This window comes from Mesobacillus jeotgali (genome assembly GCF_014856545.2).
In the GTDB taxonomy this organism is placed as follows: Bacteria; Bacillota; Bacilli; order Bacillales; family Cytobacillaceae; genus Mesobacillus.
In genome coordinates this window covers 2,633,028-2,654,179 of the sequence record NZ_CP109811.1, presented here as the reverse complement: position 1 = coordinate 2,654,179, position 21,152 = coordinate 2,633,028, and the positions used below count along the sequence as shown (strand labels likewise).

Annotated in this window: 20 protein-coding genes; 11 read left to right on the top strand and 9 right to left on the bottom strand. The window is 42.1% G+C overall.

What is annotated here, in order from left to right:
* Positions 1-7: 7 nt before the first annotated feature.
* The gene (locus FOF60_RS13470) at positions 8-496 is read right to left on the bottom strand and encodes a hypothetical protein (RefSeq protein WP_192471561.1); all 489 of its coding nucleotides are present in this window, start codon (positions 494-496) and stop codon (positions 8-10) included.
* Complete coding sequence (locus FOF60_RS13465) at positions 489-2,030, bottom strand: sensor domain-containing diguanylate cyclase (RefSeq protein WP_192471560.1); 1,542 nt, start codon at positions 2,028-2,030, stop codon at positions 489-491. The genes FOF60_RS13470 and FOF60_RS13465 overlap by 8 nt, the downstream gene beginning before the upstream one ends.
* Before the next feature lie 186 nt (positions 2,031-2,216).
* Between FOF60_RS13465 and FOF60_RS13460 the strand changes: the two genes are divergently transcribed.
* Positions 2,217-3,224: a DUF3231 family protein gene (locus FOF60_RS13460; RefSeq protein ID WP_192471559.1), complete on the top strand. Its 1,008-nt coding sequence runs from the start codon at positions 2,217-2,219 to the stop codon at positions 3,222-3,224.
* 113 nt (positions 3,225-3,337) lie between these two features.
* On the opposite strand, the gene FOF60_RS13455 is transcribed toward FOF60_RS13460, so the two are convergent.
* Together FOF60_RS13455 and FOF60_RS13450 are read right to left on the bottom strand one after the other, a co-directional pair.
* Positions 3,338-3,703 (bottom strand): hypothetical protein, encoded by a 366-nt coding sequence (locus tag FOF60_RS13455; RefSeq protein ID WP_192471558.1) that lies wholly within the window; start codon positions 3,701-3,703, stop codon positions 3,338-3,340.
* 55 nt (positions 3,704-3,758) lie between these two features.
* Positions 3,759-4,838, bottom strand: coding sequence for an AbrB family transcriptional regulator (locus FOF60_RS13450; RefSeq protein WP_192471557.1), 1,080 nt, complete (start codon positions 4,836-4,838; stop codon positions 3,759-3,761).
* A gap of 134 nt (positions 4,839-4,972) precedes the next feature.
* On the opposite strand from FOF60_RS13450, the gene FOF60_RS13445 reads away from it, so the two are divergent.
* A complete protein-coding gene (locus FOF60_RS13445) occupies positions 4,973-5,593 on the top strand; it encodes a pyridoxamine 5'-phosphate oxidase family protein (protein WP_192471556.1) in 621 nt (206 codons plus the stop codon).
* Positions 5,594-5,844: 251 nt separating this feature from the next.
* Here FOF60_RS13445 and FOF60_RS13440 read toward each other — a convergent pair whose 3' ends face one another.
* Both FOF60_RS13440 and FOF60_RS13435 read right to left on the bottom strand, forming a co-directional pair.
* The gene (locus tag FOF60_RS13440; protein ID WP_192471555.1) at positions 5,845-6,738 is read right to left on the bottom strand and encodes a glycerophosphodiester phosphodiesterase; all 894 of its coding nucleotides are present in this window, start codon (positions 6,736-6,738) and stop codon (positions 5,845-5,847) included.
* 113 nt (positions 6,739-6,851) lie between these two features.
* Positions 6,852-8,156 (bottom strand): MerR family transcriptional regulator, encoded by a 1,305-nt coding sequence (locus FOF60_RS13435; RefSeq protein ID WP_192471554.1) that lies wholly within the window; start codon positions 8,154-8,156, stop codon positions 6,852-6,854.
* A gap of 330 nt (positions 8,157-8,486) precedes the next feature.
* Between FOF60_RS13435 and aspA the strand changes: the two genes are divergently transcribed.
* Positions 8,487-9,911: an aspartate ammonia-lyase gene (aspA, locus tag FOF60_RS13430; RefSeq protein ID WP_192471553.1), complete on the top strand. Its 1,425-nt coding sequence runs from the start codon at positions 8,487-8,489 to the stop codon at positions 9,909-9,911.
* 108 nt (positions 9,912-10,019) lie between these two features.
* Here aspA and FOF60_RS13425 read toward each other — a convergent pair whose 3' ends face one another.
* Positions 10,020-11,261 (bottom strand): MFS transporter, encoded by a 1,242-nt coding sequence (locus FOF60_RS13425; RefSeq protein ID WP_192471552.1) that lies wholly within the window; start codon positions 11,259-11,261, stop codon positions 10,020-10,022.
* 11 nt (positions 11,262-11,272) lie between these two features.
* The gene (locus FOF60_RS13420) at positions 11,273-11,875 is read right to left on the bottom strand and encodes a PadR family transcriptional regulator (RefSeq protein ID WP_192471551.1); all 603 of its coding nucleotides are present in this window, start codon (positions 11,873-11,875) and stop codon (positions 11,273-11,275) included.
* Positions 11,876-12,058: 183 nt separating this feature from the next.
* On the opposite strand from FOF60_RS13420, the gene FOF60_RS13415 reads away from it, so the two are divergent.
* On the top strand, positions 12,059-12,898 hold the full coding sequence (locus FOF60_RS13415; RefSeq protein WP_192471550.1) for a formate/nitrite transporter family protein: 840 nt from the start codon (positions 12,059-12,061) through the stop codon (positions 12,896-12,898).
* Positions 12,899-12,949: 51 nt separating this feature from the next.
* Here FOF60_RS13415 and FOF60_RS13410 read toward each other — a convergent pair whose 3' ends face one another.
* Positions 12,950-13,735 carry an HAD family hydrolase gene (locus FOF60_RS13410; protein WP_192471549.1) on the bottom strand — a complete coding sequence of 262 codons (786 nt, stop codon included), beginning with the start codon at positions 13,733-13,735 and terminating at the stop codon, positions 12,950-12,952.
* A 161-nt stretch (positions 13,736-13,896) separates the two neighbouring features.
* Between FOF60_RS13410 and FOF60_RS13405 the strand changes: the two genes are divergently transcribed.
* The 7 genes from FOF60_RS13405 to FOF60_RS13375 all read left to right on the top strand — a co-directional run bounded on the left by FOF60_RS13405 (position 13,897) and on the right by FOF60_RS13375 (position 21,019).
* Positions 13,897-14,043, top strand: coding sequence for a lmo0937 family membrane protein (locus FOF60_RS13405; protein WP_167830891.1), 147 nt, complete (start codon positions 13,897-13,899; stop codon positions 14,041-14,043).
* Between the two features lie 606 nt (positions 14,044-14,649).
* A complete protein-coding gene (locus FOF60_RS13400) occupies positions 14,650-15,279 on the top strand; it encodes an NUDIX hydrolase (RefSeq protein WP_192471548.1) in 630 nt (209 codons plus the stop codon).
* A gap of 287 nt (positions 15,280-15,566) precedes the next feature.
* Positions 15,567-16,391 (top strand): M55 family metallopeptidase, encoded by an 825-nt coding sequence (locus FOF60_RS13395; RefSeq protein WP_192471547.1) that lies wholly within the window; start codon positions 15,567-15,569, stop codon positions 16,389-16,391.
* Between the two features lie 55 nt (positions 16,392-16,446).
* Entirely contained in the window at positions 16,447-17,379 is a 933-nt protein-coding gene (locus FOF60_RS13390; protein ID WP_192471546.1) for an ABC transporter permease, read from the top strand.
* Entirely contained in the window at positions 17,379-18,332 is a 954-nt protein-coding gene (locus tag FOF60_RS13385; RefSeq protein ID WP_192471545.1) for an ABC transporter permease, read from the top strand. The genes FOF60_RS13390 and FOF60_RS13385 overlap by 1 nt, the downstream gene beginning before the upstream one ends.
* Positions 18,333-18,337: 5 nt before the next feature.
* A complete protein-coding gene (locus FOF60_RS13380; RefSeq protein WP_192471544.1) occupies positions 18,338-19,333 on the top strand; it encodes an ABC transporter ATP-binding protein in 996 nt (331 codons plus the stop codon).
* A 78-nt stretch (positions 19,334-19,411) separates the two neighbouring features.
* A complete protein-coding gene (locus tag FOF60_RS13375) occupies positions 19,412-21,019 on the top strand; it encodes a peptide ABC transporter substrate-binding protein (protein ID WP_192471675.1) in 1,608 nt (535 codons plus the stop codon).
* Positions 21,020-21,152: the final 133 nt, after the last annotated feature.

Here is a 21,152-nt window from a genome sequence, read left to right as displayed (position 1 = left end):
TTGAATTCTAGTAGCGGCCAACCTGAAGCTGCTTGTAGACTTCTTCGCGCACTTCCTGCAAAGTGTCATGATGGAGCAGCTTACTGGTGCTGATCCTTAAATATATTTGTTCATCAATGGTGCCTTCCTGCTGCAGTTTATCAAGATGTGGCAAACGAAAGTTGCCAATTGGCAAATAGGCAATGTACAACTTCGTTCCATGTTGCTTTAATGAGATTTTGATTCCTTTTAAAAGAGGAAAAAAATATGATGAATAATCTTGTTCAATAACTAAATCTTCTTTCTGCGCACCCTTGATATAAGGCAATGTAGTGGGCAGTGAAATAAAGTAAATCATCTGATCATAGGAATAATGCAGGTCTGAAACCTTGAATCCATAATGCGCGGTTACCCGTTTGGAATAATACTTCTGCGATAGATTGTACAATGGCCTGCTAGTCAAAGCGGAAACCAAGAAAAAGAATAAGGATGCCAAAATCAATGCCAGTTCATTCAATGCTCACGAACTCCTTAAAAGAAACTACTGTATTTTTGCCTGCATTTTTGGCTTTATAAAGGGCCTGATCTGCTGCTTCAATTAACTCATTTTTACTTTTAATGTCAGGATGGTCTGTACAAGCTGTTCCAACACTCACAGTTAAAGTGCCATTGGGCTGAGTTTTTTCCCCAGGAAAGGTTGTCTTTTCAACATTAATGCGAATTGTTTCAGCAATTATTTCAGCTTGTATCAAATTGGTTCCAGATAGAAGGACAACAAATTCCTCTCCGCCAAAACGGAAGGAAAAATCACCTGGTCTTAAAGAATCTACAATCACCCTCGCCAGCTTCATCAAAACTTCATTTCCAAGCAAGTGACCGTTTTTATCATTGAAGACTTTAAAGAAGTCGATATCCAATATGATTAGCGAGAGGGGAGCGACCCCTTTTCCTTCAAATGGAAAGTGTTCATTAAGAATTGTCTGGAACGCCCGCTGGTTAAGAAGACCGGTCAACCCGTCCCGCAAAGCCATTTCCTCGATCTGCTCATAAAGATTGGCATGATCAAGCGCAATAGCCGCCTGATTCGCAAGAGGAAGGATATTTTCAGTATCCATCAATGTAATAGGCCTTTTGTTTACAATATTATCAATAAGAAGGATGCCAATATTCTTCCCCTGGTTGATCAGCGGAATCACTGCAAACTCTTCAGTTTGAAACAAGTCAAAAATTAAAACTTGTGATGCGTCCTCTTTCTGGATGTTTTTTACTATAACTGGTTTTTGGCTCGATAGCGCTATTCCGAAGACATTTTGGTCATTAATTGGGATTTCCAAAGAATGCAAAAGAGCATTCAATTCCGAATCGGTAAAATTGCTGTCAAAATTATGCTCAATTAAATCGCTGAGTTTTAGCCTGTCTTCTGAAATCTTTTCCCAAACTTCATAGCCTTTCTTCACATCCATAGGGCCAACACCCACGATTCCTTTAAGCGACTTGGCCTCATTGGAAGCAAGGAAAATCATCGCTCTGTTAAAACCAAGGCCGTGTCCGGCGGTAACAGACGTCAGGATTACTTTTAAAAGTAAATCCTGCTGCAGGGTGCGCTGCATCGTTGTACTCACTTCACGAAAGACTTGTAAATGCTTTGATTGCTCCATAAGCATATTTAGCCAGCGATGGTGATCTCTTTTCTTATTCAGTAAATACTGTGAGATATAACCGGCGGTCGTACCGATTAGCAAATATACCGGCAGAAGAACCAAAGCAGCTCCTTCTGTTTGTAAATAAACGAGAAGCATGCTGAAAATGGCTGCTAAAATACCACCGACTAATTTAAAGGAATAACCGGCTGTCATGATAAATAATAAGATACTCCAATATAAATGATTACTGCCATAAAGGTAAACAGAGAGCTCAATAAGGATCAATGAAGAGACAGAGAAGATCAATTGATTCAGAAAAGCGCTTACATGGAATCTGATTAAATTGGCTGTCAGTGATATGATGACAGCTGCAATGATTAATAAAAAAATAGCACCCAGCTTGCTCACTCCTAATTTGAATCCTATATCCATTTTACTATTTTTTTGCAAAATTGATAGGCTGTTTTTATCTGTGGCTGGAACTAAATTCTTAATGCCATTGAATATAAAAGGGGAAAAGTCTACATAGAGACTAAATAAAATTTGGCCGGTTATGGAAAGATAAATGTATCATCAGTATATTGAGGTGTGTAGATGGAGGATAAGACAAAAATCCGACTGACTGCGGCAGAAATGTCCAGTATGTGGACGCAATATATAAACGATACAGTCTCAGTTTGTGTATTAAGCTATTTTATGAACAACGTAGACGACAAAAAGGTTAAAGAAATCGTTGAGATTGCTATTGGTTCATCACAAAAAAACATTTCTATGATGAAAGAAATCTTCGATCGAGAAGATTTTCCGTACCCTTTGGGTTTTACTAAGAAAGATGTGAATGTACATGCACCGCGGCTTTTCTCCGATACATTTGTAATGATGTATTTGAGGCATATGTCGATACTCGGAATGGCGGCAAATAGTGCAGCAATTGGCCTTGGGACTCGCCAAGACGTGATTTCCCTACATAAAAGTGTACTGAAGTCTGCGGTCGGGCTGCAAGATATGACGAGGGAGTTAATGCTGGAACAAGGGACTTATATCAGGCCGCCTTTTATTTCAGTGCCAGATAAGGTTGACTTTGTAGAGAAACAAAAATTCCTATCCGGAATCAAAAGCAGGAGACGTGCACTCACCTCAGTTGAAATCACTCATTTATTTATAAATATACAAACCAACCAAATAGGGAAAGCGTTAATCATGGGATTCTTACAAGTGGCGCAGGACAAAGAGGTCAAGGCATATTTGCAGAGAGGGAAGAAAATCGCTCAAAAACATGTCGACATGTTTAGTGACATTCTCAAGAACAATGATATTCCTGCACCAATGTTTTGGGATGCTGCTGTAACAGATAGTACAACTCAGGTTTTTTCAGATAAACTTATCATATTTCATATTTCAGCGATGATTGCTGCAGGAATTGGGAACTATGGAGCAGCCATGGCTGCAAGTCCTCGCAAAGATATAGGGATGAAATATGCTTCGTTGATTCCTGAGATAGCCCTGTATGCAGAGGATGGGGCAAATATCATGATCCAAAACTCTTGGCTGGAGGAACCGCCAATGGCTGACGATCGGGACCAGCTGTCCGGAATGAATTAAAATAAGAGGAAGTCCCTTAATGGTCCAGGGTCTTCCTCTTATTTTTTCAGCGGTTATATTCAAGTTTCAACTATCTGTTTCTGGTTTGATAAACTTATCGGCCGGGGCGGATACTATTTTGCATTTTGTAAATCAGGAAATTTGACCGGCGTATTTACCGATGAACTATCCCGATAGGAACGGTATGCAATAACAGTGTGATTATGTGAATGCACATCAAGCTGTAGAACTTTTTCGTTTTTTAATTCCAGATAGTATCTCATCTCACCCTGGCTGAGTTCGTAAAATGATATTGTAACCCCTATGTACTCTTTCCTGACAACCTTGGCATCCGGATGATTCCTGACGTAATCAGCTATTTGCTGGACAGATGCGGAAGAAGTACCTGTAATGGAATATAGGGTTTCCTTGGCGTGGCCAAATGCGTGATTAAGAGTTGTTTTTGCTTTATTTAGCAAGTTGTTAAAAGATAGGTTCAACTTCATACCTCCAACTAAGCATTTTTTCAGATGTTAGTTAATATACCCGGGAATCTCAAAGAGAATCCTCATTCCTGTTTATTTTTCGTTTGAAATACCATCTTAATATCGGAGGTACTGCAAAATAGATAAAGAATAGCCTGAAAAGCTGAAATCCCGAAACAATGGATAAATCAGCATTAACCTCATGTGCAATGATACCCATCTGATCCATTCCACCCGGAGCCAAACTGAGAAAACTTGTAACGATATTGATGTTTAAAGCGTCTGATAAAAAGAAACTTAACACCAGAGATTCCATGACAAGCAGGAACCCGCTAAACAATGCAAGGGTAATCGTTAACGATTTCCTCTCTAATTTCTCCGGTTTTAAAAGCATGCCAATATATCCGCCTATCATAAGCTGTGATGCATCCATCACGGAGGATGGCAGTGTTGGACCGGTAAAGCCAGCATAAGTCAAGAAACCTGTGCCTAATATGGGGCCAAGTAAAAATGGAGTAGGCAGGCGGAGCTTTTTACCGATCAATACTCCAAGGATGCACACTATCAAAAATACTAAAGCCATTATTGGTTCAATATCGAATTGGGCTGAACCAGCCAATCCTGTGTTCGTATGACTAATCTTGAAAACTGGACCGAATATGATAAAAGGTACGACGAAAACAATCATCAATAATCTGGAGACCTGAAGGAAGGTAACCGTTGTAATATTGATTCCCTTCATTTCTTCTGCAAAAATAATCATTTGTGACAATCCACCTGGAATGCTCCCGGTCAATACAGTAGGATAGTCTACTCCAGATATCAGTGAAATCACTTTGGATATCACAGCAGCAGACACCACGAGAACCACTGTCATGAAGAGCATTGACGGAAGGTTTTCGGCCATATTCTCAACAGATGAGCGTGTAAACGAAAGGCCGATAGAGTACCCGATCAGAATTAATGCTGTATCTCTTAATGCTCGAGGCCAATGTAATGAAATTCCCTTAAAGCGATTAGCGATCAAAATTGCCGACATTGACCCGAGGAGCCAGGGGACTGGAATGGATAGGAATGAAAACACCAGGCCGCCAGCCAAAGCTATCAAAAATGATGTTATAAATGAATTATAATGTAAGCTCTTTTTCAATGCTGCACCTTCTAAATTATGATTGCTCCAAAATGTGGTAATACCATCCTAGCACATAATATTTATCAGTTGAAAGCAGGATTGGTCTATTTACTTTAAAATAAAGATTATAAACTACTCTGGGAGATGATTGGATGAGTCACGCAATTACTAGCTTTGAAGAATTAAGAACATTATTTGGAGAGCCAAGCGAGTTGGCCAAACGGAAGGTTATTTCATTGGTAGATGAACATTGCCGCAATTACATATCCCAATCACCATTCCTCGTTTTATCCACCTCTGACGAAAATGGCTGCACAGACGCTTCTCCAAGGGGGGATGCGCCTGGTTTTGTGCTTGTTCTGGACAAAAACCGGATTGTGATTCCTGAGAGACCCGGCAATAAGAGAATGGATTCATTGAAAAATATCTTATCGAATGAGAGGGTAGGACTATTATTTTTAATTCCGGGGATGCTTGAGACATTAAGAGTAAACGGAAAGGCCAGCTTGACAAGAGAACCAGAGCTTCTGGACAGAATGAAAGCCGGCGGAAAAGAACCCTTGCTTGGAATCGTAGTTGAAGTTGAAGAATGCTATATACAATGCGGAAAGGCATTGAAGCGGTCAGGCTTATGGAATCCTGACAGATGGGCTGACCCATCCACATTACCAAAAGGTGCTGAAATACTGGCAGCACACTCTAAAATGCCTGAAGGATCAGAAGCTGCTATAAAGCTGAGATTGGAAGAAGGATATAAGAATAGGCTTTATTGAGGAGCGGCCAGGTAAGCTGGATAGGATTGTTCTGATAATTCGCAACGTCTCAGAAGAGGGAAAAAGAGCAATTCCCAAATGCGTCGATTTTACTTACCATAATGGTACCATTATGGTAGGAAGATACCCTTATGGAGCGAAGCCAGCCCGCATAAGGGTACCGTTTTCGACACTTTTGATACATACATCGATACAAGCTCGGTCAAAAACAAAGCTGCCAAGAGGCAGCTTGTTTTCAATTATCCAATCGTTTAAGGATTCCTGAGTGATCTGTCTTGTATAACTTCGTCCAACCGGTCAGGGTAATTGGTGAACATACCTGTAACTCCCCAATCCAGAAGCATATACATATCTTCCTTTTCATTGACTGTATAAGGAAAGATCATTAAATCAGATCCTGTGACTTTTTGAATATACCCCGGGCTGACTGCTGTATAATGCAATCCGACTCCAACCGCGTATTCTTTGATTTTATTCACTTCACGATCAGTAATGACCGCTGGAGCATAGTAGGACAACAGCTGGACCAGCGGAATTGATTCGTCCATTTGATGTATTTTCCTCAAGCTGTCGGCACTGAATGATTGAACAATAACATTTCCAAATGGCTGAGTACCGACAAGATTATATTCATTCAGAATACCTAATAGCTTTTCTTCCATTCCTGGATAGACTTCAGGTGATTTGGTTTCAATGAAAAACTTCGAATTTGCACCGAACCTATCAAGCACTTCGCGTAGTGTAGGGATTTGAAGCCCCATATACTCTGCATTCTTTTTTTCAGGATACGCTTCATTAAACCAAGAGCCTGCATCAAGTTTTTTTATTTCCTTAAGAGTAAGGTTTTTGACTAGTCCCTTATTGTCCGTGGTCCGGTCAATGGTTTCGTCATGCAACGCAATCAATTCTCCATCCTTTGTCATTTGAAGGTCGATTTCTATGTAATCGCCATTCATGATTTTCCCAAGTTCATAAGCGAGAAGTGTATGTTCGGGAACATGGCCTGATGCCCCACGGTGAGAAATATTGAATGCCTTTATTTGCCCGTAATCTGATGACATTTCCGCAGTTACAAAATCTGATGACGCCCCTGATAAGTAGATGACCAATGATGCAATTGCCACCCAGCGAAAATATCCGACCATCTCCAATTGTCCCTCCTAAGAGTTTTCCATTGCTTTTTACGGAGAAGAAAAGCGCATGCTTAAGTGTGAATATTATTTACATCTTTACAAGTTATATGTCAGGAACAAGAAAACTACTTCCAAACCTTCCACCAATTGCGTTTGGATTGCTTAGAAGCTGCCGTTTCCCTGAAGCTATCGACCATATTTTTAAATGTTTCGTCCCGCTCCCTGATTTCCCGGCGGAATTCTTCGCGTTCAGACTGGAGAGTTCGGACAAGAAAATCTCGCTCCTGACTTATGACCTGATTTAAATTCGACAGCTCCTGGTTTGTTGCCTCACGACTATTTGAAACATAATCTGCAAGTATTTTAAATTCCTCGGAAACCGTCTCAGTGGTCTCGTTCAAGCGTTTTGCCAAGAGTGACAATTCCTTATTTGTGCCGGAAGATAGCTTATCCACGGTACTTTCTAGCTTATTGATTTTTTCATTTGTGCCTTTTGATGTTTTAGTCAAACTGGTAGTTAGAGAGGCGATGCGTTCGGAAGTGCCCTTTGAAACATTCGAAATACTTCCAGACAGGGCATTGATTTTCTCGGAAGTACCTTTTGAAACCTTTGCAACACTCTCGGTCAACTTGGTGATTGTATCAGTCGTTCCTTTAGAATTCTTCTGGATATTTTCAGATAGTTGGGCTATTTTTTCAGTCGTGCCCTGCGTAGCTTTCGTTACTCGATCTGTAAGCTTGCCGAACATCTCTGCTGTGCCTTTTGAAACCTTAGCTAGACTTGTACTGATTTCGGAAGTGCCCTTCGAAACATTCGTAAGCTCTGATGAAATGGTTCCGAGACGTTCGGAACTTTCTTCCGAATTCTTAACAACTGTTTCGGATAGCACCATAATATGTTCATTGGTTTTTTCACCTGTTTTATAGATAGAATCTGAAAGTGTTTTTACTGTTGTAAGAGTACCTTTGGAAATTTCTTTTTTTACTTCCTCCAACACTTCCTTTCGGATGCCATTCCTGATCTCTGCCTTGACTTCTTCGAGGAGGGATTTCTTATAGTGTTCCATTGCCATCATAAATGCGGAATAATCATTTTGACTGCCTTCAGGGGGAGGGGTTGGCATGTTTGTCTTAACAGTAAGGCTGTTTTCATTTTGAGCTTGTTCTGAAAACGAATTAGTACCCATATGTCTCTGCAATAGCTCCCGAATCATATCTTTGCTCAGATTTTTGTCGCGCATATGTTTTATTTTCATCAATTGATCTATTTCGATATCCGTATAGAATCTTGCGCCTTGTTTCGTTCTTGGAATAACCAGCAGCCCGTCAAGATCCTTTTCCCATTGTCTAATGGTGCCTGACGGAACATTAATTTTCTTGGACACCTCTTTGATTGTATATGCCTTCATGAATTGAGTGTCAGTCATCATGCACATTCCTTTCTGTTTTGGTTTATGAAAATTAGATGTTCTATTACAATTCAGCAAGAACATTCCTGTTTTCCTGCATGGTGACAAAAGCTATCAAAAGTAGTGTTGTTTCAGCATAACAACCTGAAAACATACAGTGTTCGCAAACATTCCTTCAGGAAATTATCATTTATGGTGATGATTTCTTCATTTTGATTTACAATAGTCATGTAGGCCAATTTCTGGGCTAAGGGGGATTAAAAGTAACAAAAAAAATGTCGGAAAATGCTTGCCCTCAATACATACTTTAGAACAATACAAACATTTAACGGTTTTTGGAGGGGTAGATAAATGTCTGAGGTTAAAGTCCGAATTGAAAAGGATTTTCTGGGAACGAAGGAAGTATTAGCGGATGCGTATTATGGCATTCAAACTTTAAGGGCGGTTGAAAACTTCCCGATCACTGGATACAGAATTCACAGTGAACTTATAAAGGCAATGGCTATGGTGAAAAAAGCAGCGGCACTTGCCAATATGGAAACAGGAAGGCTTTACGGCGGCCTGGGGGAGGTCATTGTAAAAGCTGCTGATGAAATCATCCAGGGGCAGTGGCATGAACAGTTTATCGTGGATCCCATTCAGGGAGGTGCAGGAACTTCCATCAACATGAACGCGAATGAAGTAATTGCCAACCGAGCGCTGGAATTGCTTGGGGAGAAAAAAGGGGATTATTTCACATTAAGTCCCAATTCCCATGTAAATATGGCTCAGTCTACGAATGATGCCTTTCCGACTGCGATGCACATCTCTGTTTTGTCGCTTCTAGACAAGCTGTTGGATACGATGCAAATCATGCGCGATGTTTTTTCCCAGAAAGCAAGGGAATTTGATGCTGTCATTAAAATGGGAAGGACTCACTTGCAGGACGCTGTGCCAATCCGTCTCGGCCAGGAATTTGAGGCATATACAAGAGTAATCGAGCGTGATATTGACAGAATTAAGCATACCCGCGGCCACCTGTTTGAAGTGAATATGGGAGCGACGGCCGTAGGGACAGGGCTTAATGCCAATCCTAAATATATCAAAAATGTTGTCCGGCACCTTTCAGAAATCAGCGGATATCCATTAAGGAACGCTGACCATTTAGTGGATGCAACGCAAAACACCGATGCTTATACAACTGTGTCTGCTGCTTTGAAGGTTTGTATGATGAATATGTCGAAAATAGCCAATGACTTACGATTGATGGCTTCCGGCCCTCGAGTGGGCTTTAACGAGATTTTCCTTCCATCAAGGCAGCCAGGCTCATCCATAATGCCTGGAAAGGTGAACCCGGTCATGCCTGAGGTTATCAACCAGGTTGCTTTCCAGGTTATAGGAAACGACCATACGATTTGTCTTGCTTCCGAAGCTGGTCAGCTTGAGTTGAATGTCATGGAACCAGTGCTTATTTTCAACTTAATCCAATCGATCAGTATCATGAACAATGGGTTTAAGGTATTTACTGACCATTGTCTCGTAGGGATTGAAGCGAACAAAGAGAAGCTCGAAAAAGATGTGGAAAGAAGTGTAGGCATAATCACCGCTGTCAATCCGCACCTTGGTTATGAAGCGGTATCAAGAATTGCAAGGGAAGCAATCCTGACAGGAAAATCTGTACGGGAACTTTGCCTTGCTTATGATGTGCTTACAGAAGAAGAGCTTGATTTGATCCTGAACCCATATGAAATGACCAACCCTGGTATAGCAGGGGAAGAATTACTGAATAAAGACTAATAACGAAAAGGGTGTTCCAAAAGGCAGGTTTAACCTTTGGGACACCCCTTTTATTTTATACCTGCTGTGAAGCAGATTTCTGTTGCTGGGGTCAGCCCCTGTTTTTTTTTATGCTTCAAGGCTTTTTACTTTTTCGTTTTTTCGTAAATGGAAAGCTAAAGCAATTGTCCCGAGAAAAAAGGTGGCAATCCCTGCACCTATCAGTACGCCTGAAACACCGATCGACTTCGCTAGCAACGCGCCCGCAGCAGGGGCAACAAGCATGGAGAATGTCTGCAGGGAGGCAGCTGCTGACGATACTCTTCCCATAATGTTCTTGGGTGTTTCCGATTGCAGAACATAACCGTATGGAACACCTTCTGCAGAAGCTAGAAGTCCAAGCACAAAAGCTCCTGCCATCCACAAAAGCTTAGGGAGTTCAAATATCCCCTGCACGCCAATGCCGATAATAAGGATCAAGATCCCACTCAGCACAGAAGCCGAGGCCATCAGCTGGATCGGCTTATTCTTCCAGGCAGTATACCGGCCGAGGAAAAGTGCACCAATAACGCTGCCAAATCCAACAGAACTGACAAGCAAGCCGAACTCTTCCCCGCTGAATCCCAGGTTCTGCGCAACAAAGATAAACAAACCGTCATATAAAAAAATAATAAAAAAGGCGATGGAGGAGAGGATGATTGCAGCTTTTAGAATCCTGGCAGAGAAAATATGCCGGATTCCTTCTGTAAAATCTTCTATATATGAGTTTCGATTTTGCGAATGCTCAGCCGCTTCTGTTTCAATTTTCGGCAGTGTGAATAATATCGCAATTGCGATCAAAAAACCTGCTGCCTCAAAAATAAATGGGCTTTTTACTCCGTAAAGGGCAATGATGCCGCCACCTAAGGCGGGCCCAATAATTTTCATTGTATTGACTGATAGCTGACTTAAAGTTACAGCCTCAGGAAGTTCATCATCGTCAACAGTATGCCTGATTGCGCTTTGCCTAGCGGGATCATACAATGCGGCTACAGTCGCCTTAAGGAATACAAAAAGCAGCAATACATAAAGGTTTGGCGCAAAAAATAAACCAGCAACAAACAGAATTCTTAACCAAAGGCATGAGATCATCAGCATCTTTTGGGGAAGTCTGTCAACATACACACTGGCAAGCGGACCGATGATCACCCACGGTATTCCCATGACAATTATGACAGAAGCGATTGCTCCTTCGCCAAGGCCCCAATGGTAGGCAACTATAACCTGTATCGCAATAAAGTCGAGCCAGTTTCCCAAATCAGAAAATACCTGTGCTCCAAAAAGAGAACGAAAAGCCTTGTTTTTCAACGGTTTAAAAATGCCGGTATCCATACTGTACCCTCCTAATGGTCTTCTTTGAGTGCTGCTTTTCTCCGCTCCATTTGTTTCTCTCCAAGTTTATTCGGGTCCTGGCCTTCAGGAAGTCCATCATTCTCCAGGAAGGTAAGTGATTCTTTTATCCATTGAAGCTCCGCTTCGAGTTTTAACTCAGCGTATCTAATTGCCAGCATCCCGACACTGTTTATATATGATGTATTATTTTGCTTCCAGTCCCTAATGTAACTTAACATTTCCTTTGACTCGATCGCTCTTGTATTCAAATGACCTGCAAGAACCTTCAAATCCATTTCATTATGCCAGGCAGCCATTTTAATGAATAACTCATCCTTTATGGTAGGAGGTTCAGGCTTTCTGGCAAGCCAGCTTTCCAATTCTGTCCAGCCTTTTCCGGTCAGCTCATAAAGCTTTTTCTTGCGGCCTTCTGCTTCTGATTCCATGGTGGTGATATAGCCCTGTTCTTCAAGCTTCTTAAGTTTTGGATAGAGACTGCCGTAACTCATACCCCAGTAAAGACCTGCGGCTTTATGCTCGAATTCAGCTTTAATGTCATAGCCAGTGCTCGGACGGAAGCTGATTACTGCAAGGATCGAATGTTCAATTGACATGGTCATTTCTCCTTTTGTTATATATATATCACTTTGATATATCAATATGATATGTTTCTTTTAAAAAAATGTCAAAAAGAATTAGAACGCTGTTTTTTTATTGGACAAAGGGGAAATAAGGCATTAAAGAAATGTTCAATAGCCAAACGAAATAATGCATCTAAAGAACAGGAGGAATTAGAATTGGCATTTCGTAAACCCCAGGAAATTGCTCAAGTGACCATTGATTCTGGGACATACAAGGCTGCTATGCCTGTAAAGAACATGCTGGCACTGGGATTCCTGGGTGGCGCTTTTATTGCAATTGGATATTTGTTGGATATCAGGGTAATCGCAAATTTGCCCCACGAGTGGGGTACTTTTGGAACATTCCTCGGTGCCGCGGTATTTCCTCTTGGCCTGATTCTAATTCTTCTTGCTGGAGGAGAGCTGCTGACGGGGAATATGACTGCCATTTCAATGGCCAGTCTTGCGAAGAAAGTAACAGTAAAGATGTTGTTGAAAAATTGGTTCTGGATTACTCTTAGTAACTTTGTAGGTGCGCTATTTGTAGCCTATTTTTTTGGTCATATTGTTGGCTTGACCGAAACAGGTCCTTATCTTGATAAAACAGTCGCTGTAGCAGGCGCAAAACTTGATGCTGGTTTTTGGGCGGCTTTTTTCTCAGGTATTGGCTGTAACTGGCTCGTTGGTTTAGCGGTATGGCTCTCATATGGGGCATCCGACATGACTGGGAAGGTTTTGGCCATCTGGTTCCCGATCATGGGCTTTGTTGCAATCGGTTTCCAGCACGTAGTCGCAAATATGTTCGTTATACCGGCAGCGATTTTTGCGGGATATTATACCTGGGGTGCATACTTTGCCAACTTTGTACCCGTTTATTTAGGGAATGCAGTTGGCGGTGGCGTATTCGTAGCTTTGATTTATTGGATGAGTTATAAAGACAGCCTCAAAAAGTCTGCTGCACAGCCTGAGGATCAATTTTCAAAGGCGAGCGCAAAAAAACGGGCAGCAAGTAAATAAAAATGGAACCTCTGAAGCAGAGGTTCCATTTTTTTATGTCACGTGCAAATTTTATAATAATCCAAGAGATTTCAACCCATTGTAAATCCCGGAATTGGTGACAGCAGTTGTCTTATGCTTTGCATATTGAAACAGGTCAGGATGGGCATTGCCCATCGCGAATCCTTCACCTGCGCTTTTCAGCATTTCCCTATCATTCATTCCGTCGCCAAAGGCAATCGACTCTTCGCGTTTAATTCCCAGTTTATTTATAAGGAATTCGACACCAATTCCTTTATTGACATAATCACGAATAACATCGTAGCAGTGCTGCATACCCTCCACATTCACCTGAGACAAATGGATTCCGTTCTTGAATTCGTATAGTGAGTCTCCTTTTTCTCCAGCAGTGATGATTGTCATGCCAAGAATTTTATCAATCGCATCCTCAGTAAAAATGGCATTCTGCCGCAAATGGAATTGCTTGAGAAAAGCTTGTACCGGTGGAGTTTCCAGATTGGTTAAGTAATTTTTTTCATGCGTATAACAAACCACTTCATGGCCATTTGCTGCTGCCACATTCAATATGTATTTGACATCCTCAGGTTGCATTGGTTCGGCAAAAATCGTATCCCCCTCATAAATGCCGAGTGCTCCGTTATATCCGATAAAAGAAGTAATCTGGAGCTCCTCTGCAAGATCTGATATCTCATGGAGCGGTCGTCCTGTAGCCAAAACCACTTCAATATTTTGTCTCTTCATTTCATTGATGGCTGTCTTCGTTGAGTCCTCGATCGTACCATCAGGTCTTAGAATCGTTCCGTCTATATCCAAAAATAAAATCTTGTAATGTCCCATGGCAATTTCTCCTGACTTCAAAAGGATAGTATAAGTGTTACACAATGACCATGAAGTTATCAAATATTTGAACAGTTGGAAGGGTGAGGGTGTCTTGTTTAATAGAATTAACAAAAGGGTAAACTTTAATCAAGAACACAATAAGGAAGGAGATGGTGCAAATGTTATGGACAATAGCAGGAATATTGCTGGTGCTCTGGCTGCTCGGACTGATTTTTGAAATAGCCGGCGGAATCATTCATATCCTCCTGGTAATCGGGATAATCTTGATCGCATACAAGGCGATCAAAGGTAGAGCTTCTGGTTGATACGGAGTCTAAGGGCAGCGGCAAATCGCCGCTGCTTTTTAATTTGCATGCCACATCAAGCGGGCGTATTGGTGCTTGGAATTGGTAATACGTGGTTTTTTGAGTCTCCAATCCGACTTATTGGTACTTATTATGGAAAAATGAGGGATTATAGTTAACCTATAGGGCGTATTGGTGTTGCGTTATGTAAATATATGGAATATTAGAAAGCCAATAAGTCTTATTGGTTTCTTATTTTGGGAATTTATGGGGTTTTAGAGCATCAATCGAGTCTTATTGGTGCCCTGTTTTTGAAAACTCCTTGATTTAAGGTCACCAATCGGTCTTATTGGTGCCCTGTTTTTAAGAAATGTGGGAATTCAGGTCACCAATCCGGCTTATTGATGACTTAATAAGGTCACCAACCATGCTTTTGATTTCATGTTGTCCGAAATCAAGGAGCTTTTGAACCCAAATAAAGATTGGTGGTGCTCTGTTTTCCCATTCCGCACGAAATTAAGTCACAAACCGTGATCTTTTTTAATAAGAGCCATTTCCTTTATTTTAATCGGTCTTTCATAATACAATGGCAATACATACTTTTACAGGGAGAGTGGATGTCCAATAATGAACATAAATCAGATTTCAAAAACTTTATTGGGGCGTACACCTTCAATTTTGGGACATGAACAATTTATCAAGTTCGCAGTATTGCTCCCATTAGTGGAAGTCGATGGTGAAGTCCATATTTTATTTGAAGTGCGATCCCTTAAGATGAGGAGACAGCCTGGCGAGGTTTGCTTCCCGGGAGGTAAGATCGAAAAGGGGGAAGCTCCTCAAAAAGCAGCGGTCAGGGAAACCTCGGAAGAACTTGGCATACCTGAAACAGAGATCATCGATGTTTTTCCTTTGGACTACATGGTATCGGCATTCGGCACCATCATTTACCCTTTTGTTGGAAGAATTAGTAATCTAAATTCGATCGTTCCAAATGAAGCAGAAGTGGGCGAGGTATTTACAGTTCCTCTGTCATTCTTTAAAAAGAACCAGCCAGATAGTTATAAAATCAATTTTCAAGTGGAACCAGAAGACGGCTTTCCTTTCGATCTGATCATCGGCGGCGAGAATTACAATTGGCAAACACGAACAATGGATGAATATTTCTATCGATCAAAAGGCAAGGTGATTTGGGGACTTACAGCCAGAGTGCTGACCCATTTTATTGAATTGATGGAGCAACATAAACTCAGTGAATAGGAGCGCAGATGTGCGCTTTTTTTTTGCCCAAAAACCATTATCTTGAAAAAACTGTTGTTAAAACTACCCCAGGTACGGAAAGGATATGGAAATTCATTTCCTTCGCAAATTTATAAAAAATTAGTCTAAAAATATTATTCAGAGAATAGTATTATTGGCGTTAAGTAACTAGTGACAAATCTCCTATTTCCTTGTAATAACAGAAATTAATAGGAAAAAAGGTTGCGGTTGGTAGTTTTATTTTTTATAATATTAAGATAATTATTCATAGAAAGTTGGGTAAAAAAATGAAATTGTACATATCAGTGGACATGGAAGGGATTACTGGTCTGGTTGACCATACCCATGTGGACTCTTCGAAACACAATTACGAACGAGGCCGAAAAATCATGACCCAGGAAGCAAACTTTGTGATTGAGAAAGCATTTGAAACTGGCTGCCAGGAAGTCATCGTCAATGATAGTCACTCGAAAATGAATAACCTTTTGATAGAGGATCTTCATCCGGAAACACAATTGATTACGGGCGATGTAAAACCTTACTCAATGGTCCAAGGGCTTGATGAGAGCTTTAAAGGAGCCGTTTTTGTCGGCTATCATGCAAGAGCTTCTATGAGTGGCGTAATGTCACATTCGATGATTTTCGGTGTCCGGCATATGTGGATAAATGATGTCCAAATAGGTGAGCTTGGATTCAATGCCTATGTAGCAGGTCACTTTGGAGTACCTGTCATCATGGTAGCCGGGGATGATGGTGCTGCACGTGAAGCTGAGGCATTGATTCCTAACATTACAACTGCCGTAGTTAAACAGTCTATATCGCGGTCTGCTGCAAAGTCTCTGACTCCAGCAAAAGCTGGTGAACTTCTTGCTGAAAAAACAGAAGCGGCTATTAAAAACTTGGATAAAGTGAAACCGCTTACTCCCCCTGAGAACCCTGTATTAAGAATTGAATTCGCCAACTATGGGCAAGCAGAATGGGCGAATTTGATGCCGGGTACAGAAATAGAAGAGGGGACCACGATTGTAAGGTACCAGGCTAAGGATATTCTCGAAGCCTATCAAGCTATGCTTGTGATGACTGAACTTGCAATGAGGACAACATTTTCTTAGGATGATTCCTTCCACCCCAAGAACTGACATAAAGACATGATAAGGATGTGGGTTAATGCTCCATTACATATTCAAACGACTGGGCTCTATGGCAGTCACCCTGCTGGTCATTATCACGCTGACCTTCTTCTTGATGCATTCCATTCCAGGGTCACCTTTTAACGAGGAGCGGGCGACAAGCGAAGCGGTCCAAAAAAATCTCGAAAGCTTTTACCATTTGGATGAGCCTTTATACGTTCAATACTTCATTTACTTAAAATCGGTCGCGACATTCGATTTCGGGCCTTCTATTAAAAAGTCTTCACAGACAGTGAACGAAATGCTTGGAAGAGGATTCCCTGTTTCATTCGAGCTTGGAATGATCACTCTGATTGTTGCTATATTTTCTGGCATCCTGCTGGGAATCATTGCAGCACTCCGACACAATGGCTTGATCGATTACCTTGCTATGACTGTTGCAGTAGTCGGTATTTCAGTGCCAAACTTTGTAATGGCGACTCTGTTAATCCAGCAGCTGGCCGTAACCTGGGAGATCCTTCCGGTTGCCACCTGGACCAGTCCAAAGCATATGATTCTGCCAACTTTGGCTCTTGCAACCGGGCCAATGGCAATTATCGCCCGCTTGACGAGATCCAGCATGCTTGAGGTTTTGACGCAAGACTACATACGAACAGCTAAGGCAAAAGGGCTTTCACCTGTAAAAATCGTGTTCAAACATGCTCTGAAAAATGCATTGCTCCCGGTTGTAACAATTCTTGGGTCATTAGCAGCGAGCATCCTTACAGGAACTTTCGTAATTGAAAAGATTTTTGCGATTCCGGGGATGGGAAAGTACTTTGTCGAAAGCATCAACCAACGTGACTATCCAGTCATAATGGGAACAACGATTTTTTACAGTACAGTATTGATCGTCATGCTTTTCCTGGTAGACCTTGCTTATGGCATCCTCGACCCAAGGATCAAGCTTCATAAAAAGGAGGGGAAATGATGGCTCTGCGTAAGCATCAGGAACCGCCGGCAGTCTCGTCCATTCCTGACGACTGGTTTGTTCCTATTGAAAAAAGTGACTCAGAAGCAGAAGCTGTTGTCAGGCCCAGCCTGTCTTACTGGCAGGATGCATGGAGGCGCCTTCTGAAAAATAAACTGGCCATGTTGGGATTATTCTTCTTATCGGTTCTGACATTCATGGCTATTTTTGGTCCGATCATCTCGCCTCACACAGTTGACCATCAGGATTTGGTCAACCAGAATCTTCCCCCGTCAAGTGAGCATTGGTTTGGAACTGACGAGCTTGGGCGCGATGTATTCACCCGGACTTGGTATGGCGCTCGAATATCACTATTTGTTGGTATTGCTGCAGCACTGATTGACTTTCTTATCGGTGTCATTTATGGCGGGATTGCAGGATATAAAGGCGGCAGGACAGACCATTTCATGATGAGGATCATCGAGGTCCTATACGGTCTTCCATATTTGCTAGTTGTCATTTTAATCAGCGTTGTTATGGGGCCTAGCCTGGCCACCATCATATTTGCACTGACGATTACTGGATGGATAGGCATGGCTCGGATTGTCCGCGGCCAAGTCCTGCAGATCAAGAATTACGAATACGTTTTAGCATCGAAAACATTCGGAACGAAAACAGCGAGAATCATTCGTAAAAATTTGCTGCCTAATACGATGGGACCGATCATTGTACAAATAACACTTTCCGTTCCATCCGCTATCTTTGCAGAGGCATTCCTCAGCTTCCTGGGTCTAGGCATCCAGGCACCGTTAGCGAGTTGGGGATCGATGGCAAGCGATGCTTTGCCGGTTATTTTATCCGGTGACTGGTGGAGGCTGTTTTTCCCGGCATTCTTCATTTCTTTGACTATGTTTTCGTTTAACGTTTTAGGTGATGGGCTTCAGGACGCACTTGACCCGAAGCTAAGGAGGTAAGCACCATGGAAAAGGTACTAGAAGTAAAAGACCTTCATGTTTCATTCAAAACATACGGCGGTGAGGTAAAAGCTGTCCGTGGGGTCACTTTTGATTTACATAAAGGGGAAACATTAGCAATTGTAGGTGAGTCCGGCTGCGGGAAAAGCGTGACTTCTCAAAGTATCATGAGATTGATTCCGGAACCGCCGGGCAAATTTGATGGCGGATCCATCCTTTTTAAAGGGAAGGATCTGACGAAACTGAGAGATCCTGAAATGCGGAAAATTCGCGGATCAGATATATCAATGATTTTCCAGGATCCGATGACAGCATTGAATCCAACATTGACAATCGGTGATCAGCTGACAGAGGGGATTCTCCAGCATATGAAGCTGTCAAAGGAGCAGGCAAAAGAAGTAGCGATACAGATGCTGGACCTGGTTGGAATCCCGAGCCCTCAAGTTCGACTGAAACAATACCCGCATCAATTCAGCGGCGGCATGAGGCAAAGGATTGTCATTGCCATGGCACTGGTTTGCCAGCCGGAGGTGTTGATTGCGGATGAACCGACCACAGCACTTGATGTGACAATTCAGGCACAGATTTTAGAATTGTTCCGTGATATCCAGAAAAAAACAGGTGTCTCGATTATCCTGATTACTCATGATCTAGGAGTTGTCGCACAGGTCGCTGACCGGATCGCCGTCATGTATGCGGGCAAAATTGTTGAAACAGGGACCAGGAGGGAAATATTTTATAACCCACAGCATCCGTATACGAAAGGGTTATTGAACTCTGTTCCTCGTTTGGATGTTGACGGTGCTGACCTGGTACCGATTGGCGGGACACCGCCAGATTTATTTTCTCCGCCAGTGGGCTGTCCTTTTACTGCCCGCTGCCCATATGCAATGCAGGTTTGTGACAAAGTCTACCCTGTAGCAACCAAGCTTTCCGACAGCCACGGTGTGGACTGCTGGCTGCAGGATGAGCGAGCGCAAAAATTGATAGCAAGCAGATAAGGTTCAATCAGGCAAATGCCTTTTTGATATAAATTTAGATCAACATAAGGGGGAAACAGAGTGAAGAAGTTTTTAACCATGCTCATGGCAGCAATGCTTGTATTCACGATGGCTGCATGTACCGCAAATGAAAACACGGGTAAAGAAACAGACGGAAAAGACAATGGTGAAAAAGGGGAAGAAAAGGTCCTTTACCTCAACAACGGCCAGGAACCAACTTCCTTTGACCCGCCAATCGGTTTCGACTCAGCTTCATGGAACGCTTTGAACAACCTGATGGAAGGTCTTACACGTCTGGGTAAAGACCACCAGCCAGAAGCAGCAACTGCAGAAAATTGGGATGTTTCTGAAGATGGAAAGACATATACATTCCACATCCGTGAAGATGCAAAATGGTCCAATGGTGATGATGTAACAGCAAAGGATTTCGAATTTGCCTGGAAGCGTCTTTTGGACCCAGCAACTGGTTCAGCTGCAGCTTTCCTTGGCTATTTCATTGAAGGCGGAGAAGAATTCAACAGCGGAGAGGGTTCTGCTGACAATGTAAAAGTAAAAGCAGTTGACGACAAGACTTTTGAAGTTACGTTAACAAGCCCGCAGGCATATTTCTTAAGTGTCATTGCCAATCCGGCATTTTTCCCGATCAATGAAAAAGTAGCAACAGAAAATCCAGAGTGGTTCTCTGAAGCAGACTCATTCGTAGGGAACGGTCCTTTCAATCTTGCAAGCTGGGAGCATGACACAAAATTCGTAATGGAAAAGAACGACCAGTACTGGGACGCGGAAAGCGTAAATCTTGACCGTGTTGAGTGGGCAATCGTTGATGACACAAACACTGAGTATCAAATGTATCAGGCTGGGGACCTCGACGTTTCAGATGTTCCGGCAGAACTGAGCGATAAGCTTTTCGAAGAAGGAAAGGTTCAGGTTGAAGATCAGGCTGGAGATTATTTCTACCGCTTCAACGTTACGAAGGAACCATTCCAGAACGTGAATATCCGTAAAGCGTTCGCACTTGCAGTAGACCAGCAGAAGATCGTTGACTTTGTTACTAAGAACAAAGAAAAAGCTGCTTATGGCTTTGTATCTCCAGGATTCCAGGATCCATCAGGCAAGGATTTCCGTGAAGTGAATGGAGATTTCAATAAAACTGATGTAGAAGAAGCAAAAGCATTGTTAGAAAAGGGAATGGAAGAAGAAGGTTATACTGAACTTCCTGAAGTTACTCTGACATATAGCACAAGCGATGTACACAAAAAGATCGCTGAAGCATTGCAGCAAATGTTCAAGGAGAACCTTGGTGTAGAGGTCAAGCTAGCGAACATGGAATGGAATGTATTCGCGGAAGAACAAAAAGCACTGAAGCACCAGCTTTCCCGCAGCTCATTCCTGGCTGACTATGCTGATCCAATCAACTTCCTGGAAAACTTCCAGACTGGTCACTCCATGAACCGTACTGGCTGGGGTAACCCTAAGTATGATGAGCTGATTCAGCAAGCAAAGAACGAATCTGACGAAGCAAAACGTTTTGAGTTAATGTATCAGGCAGAGAAGATCTTATTTGAAGAAGCACCAATCTTCACAGTTCACTTCTACAACCAGGTATATCTGCAAAATGAAGCAGTAACAGATGTTGTCCGCCATCCAGTTGGATACCTTGAGTTAAAGTGGGCAGATAAGCAGTAATTTTTCTAAGAAAGAGGTGTTCATCTTGGAACACCTCTTTTTTACTAATACATACTCTTTAATAATATCTTATTTATATCATATGATTTTTATTTTGCGGCCAAAACCGAGCTATTTCATTGACCGATTAGTG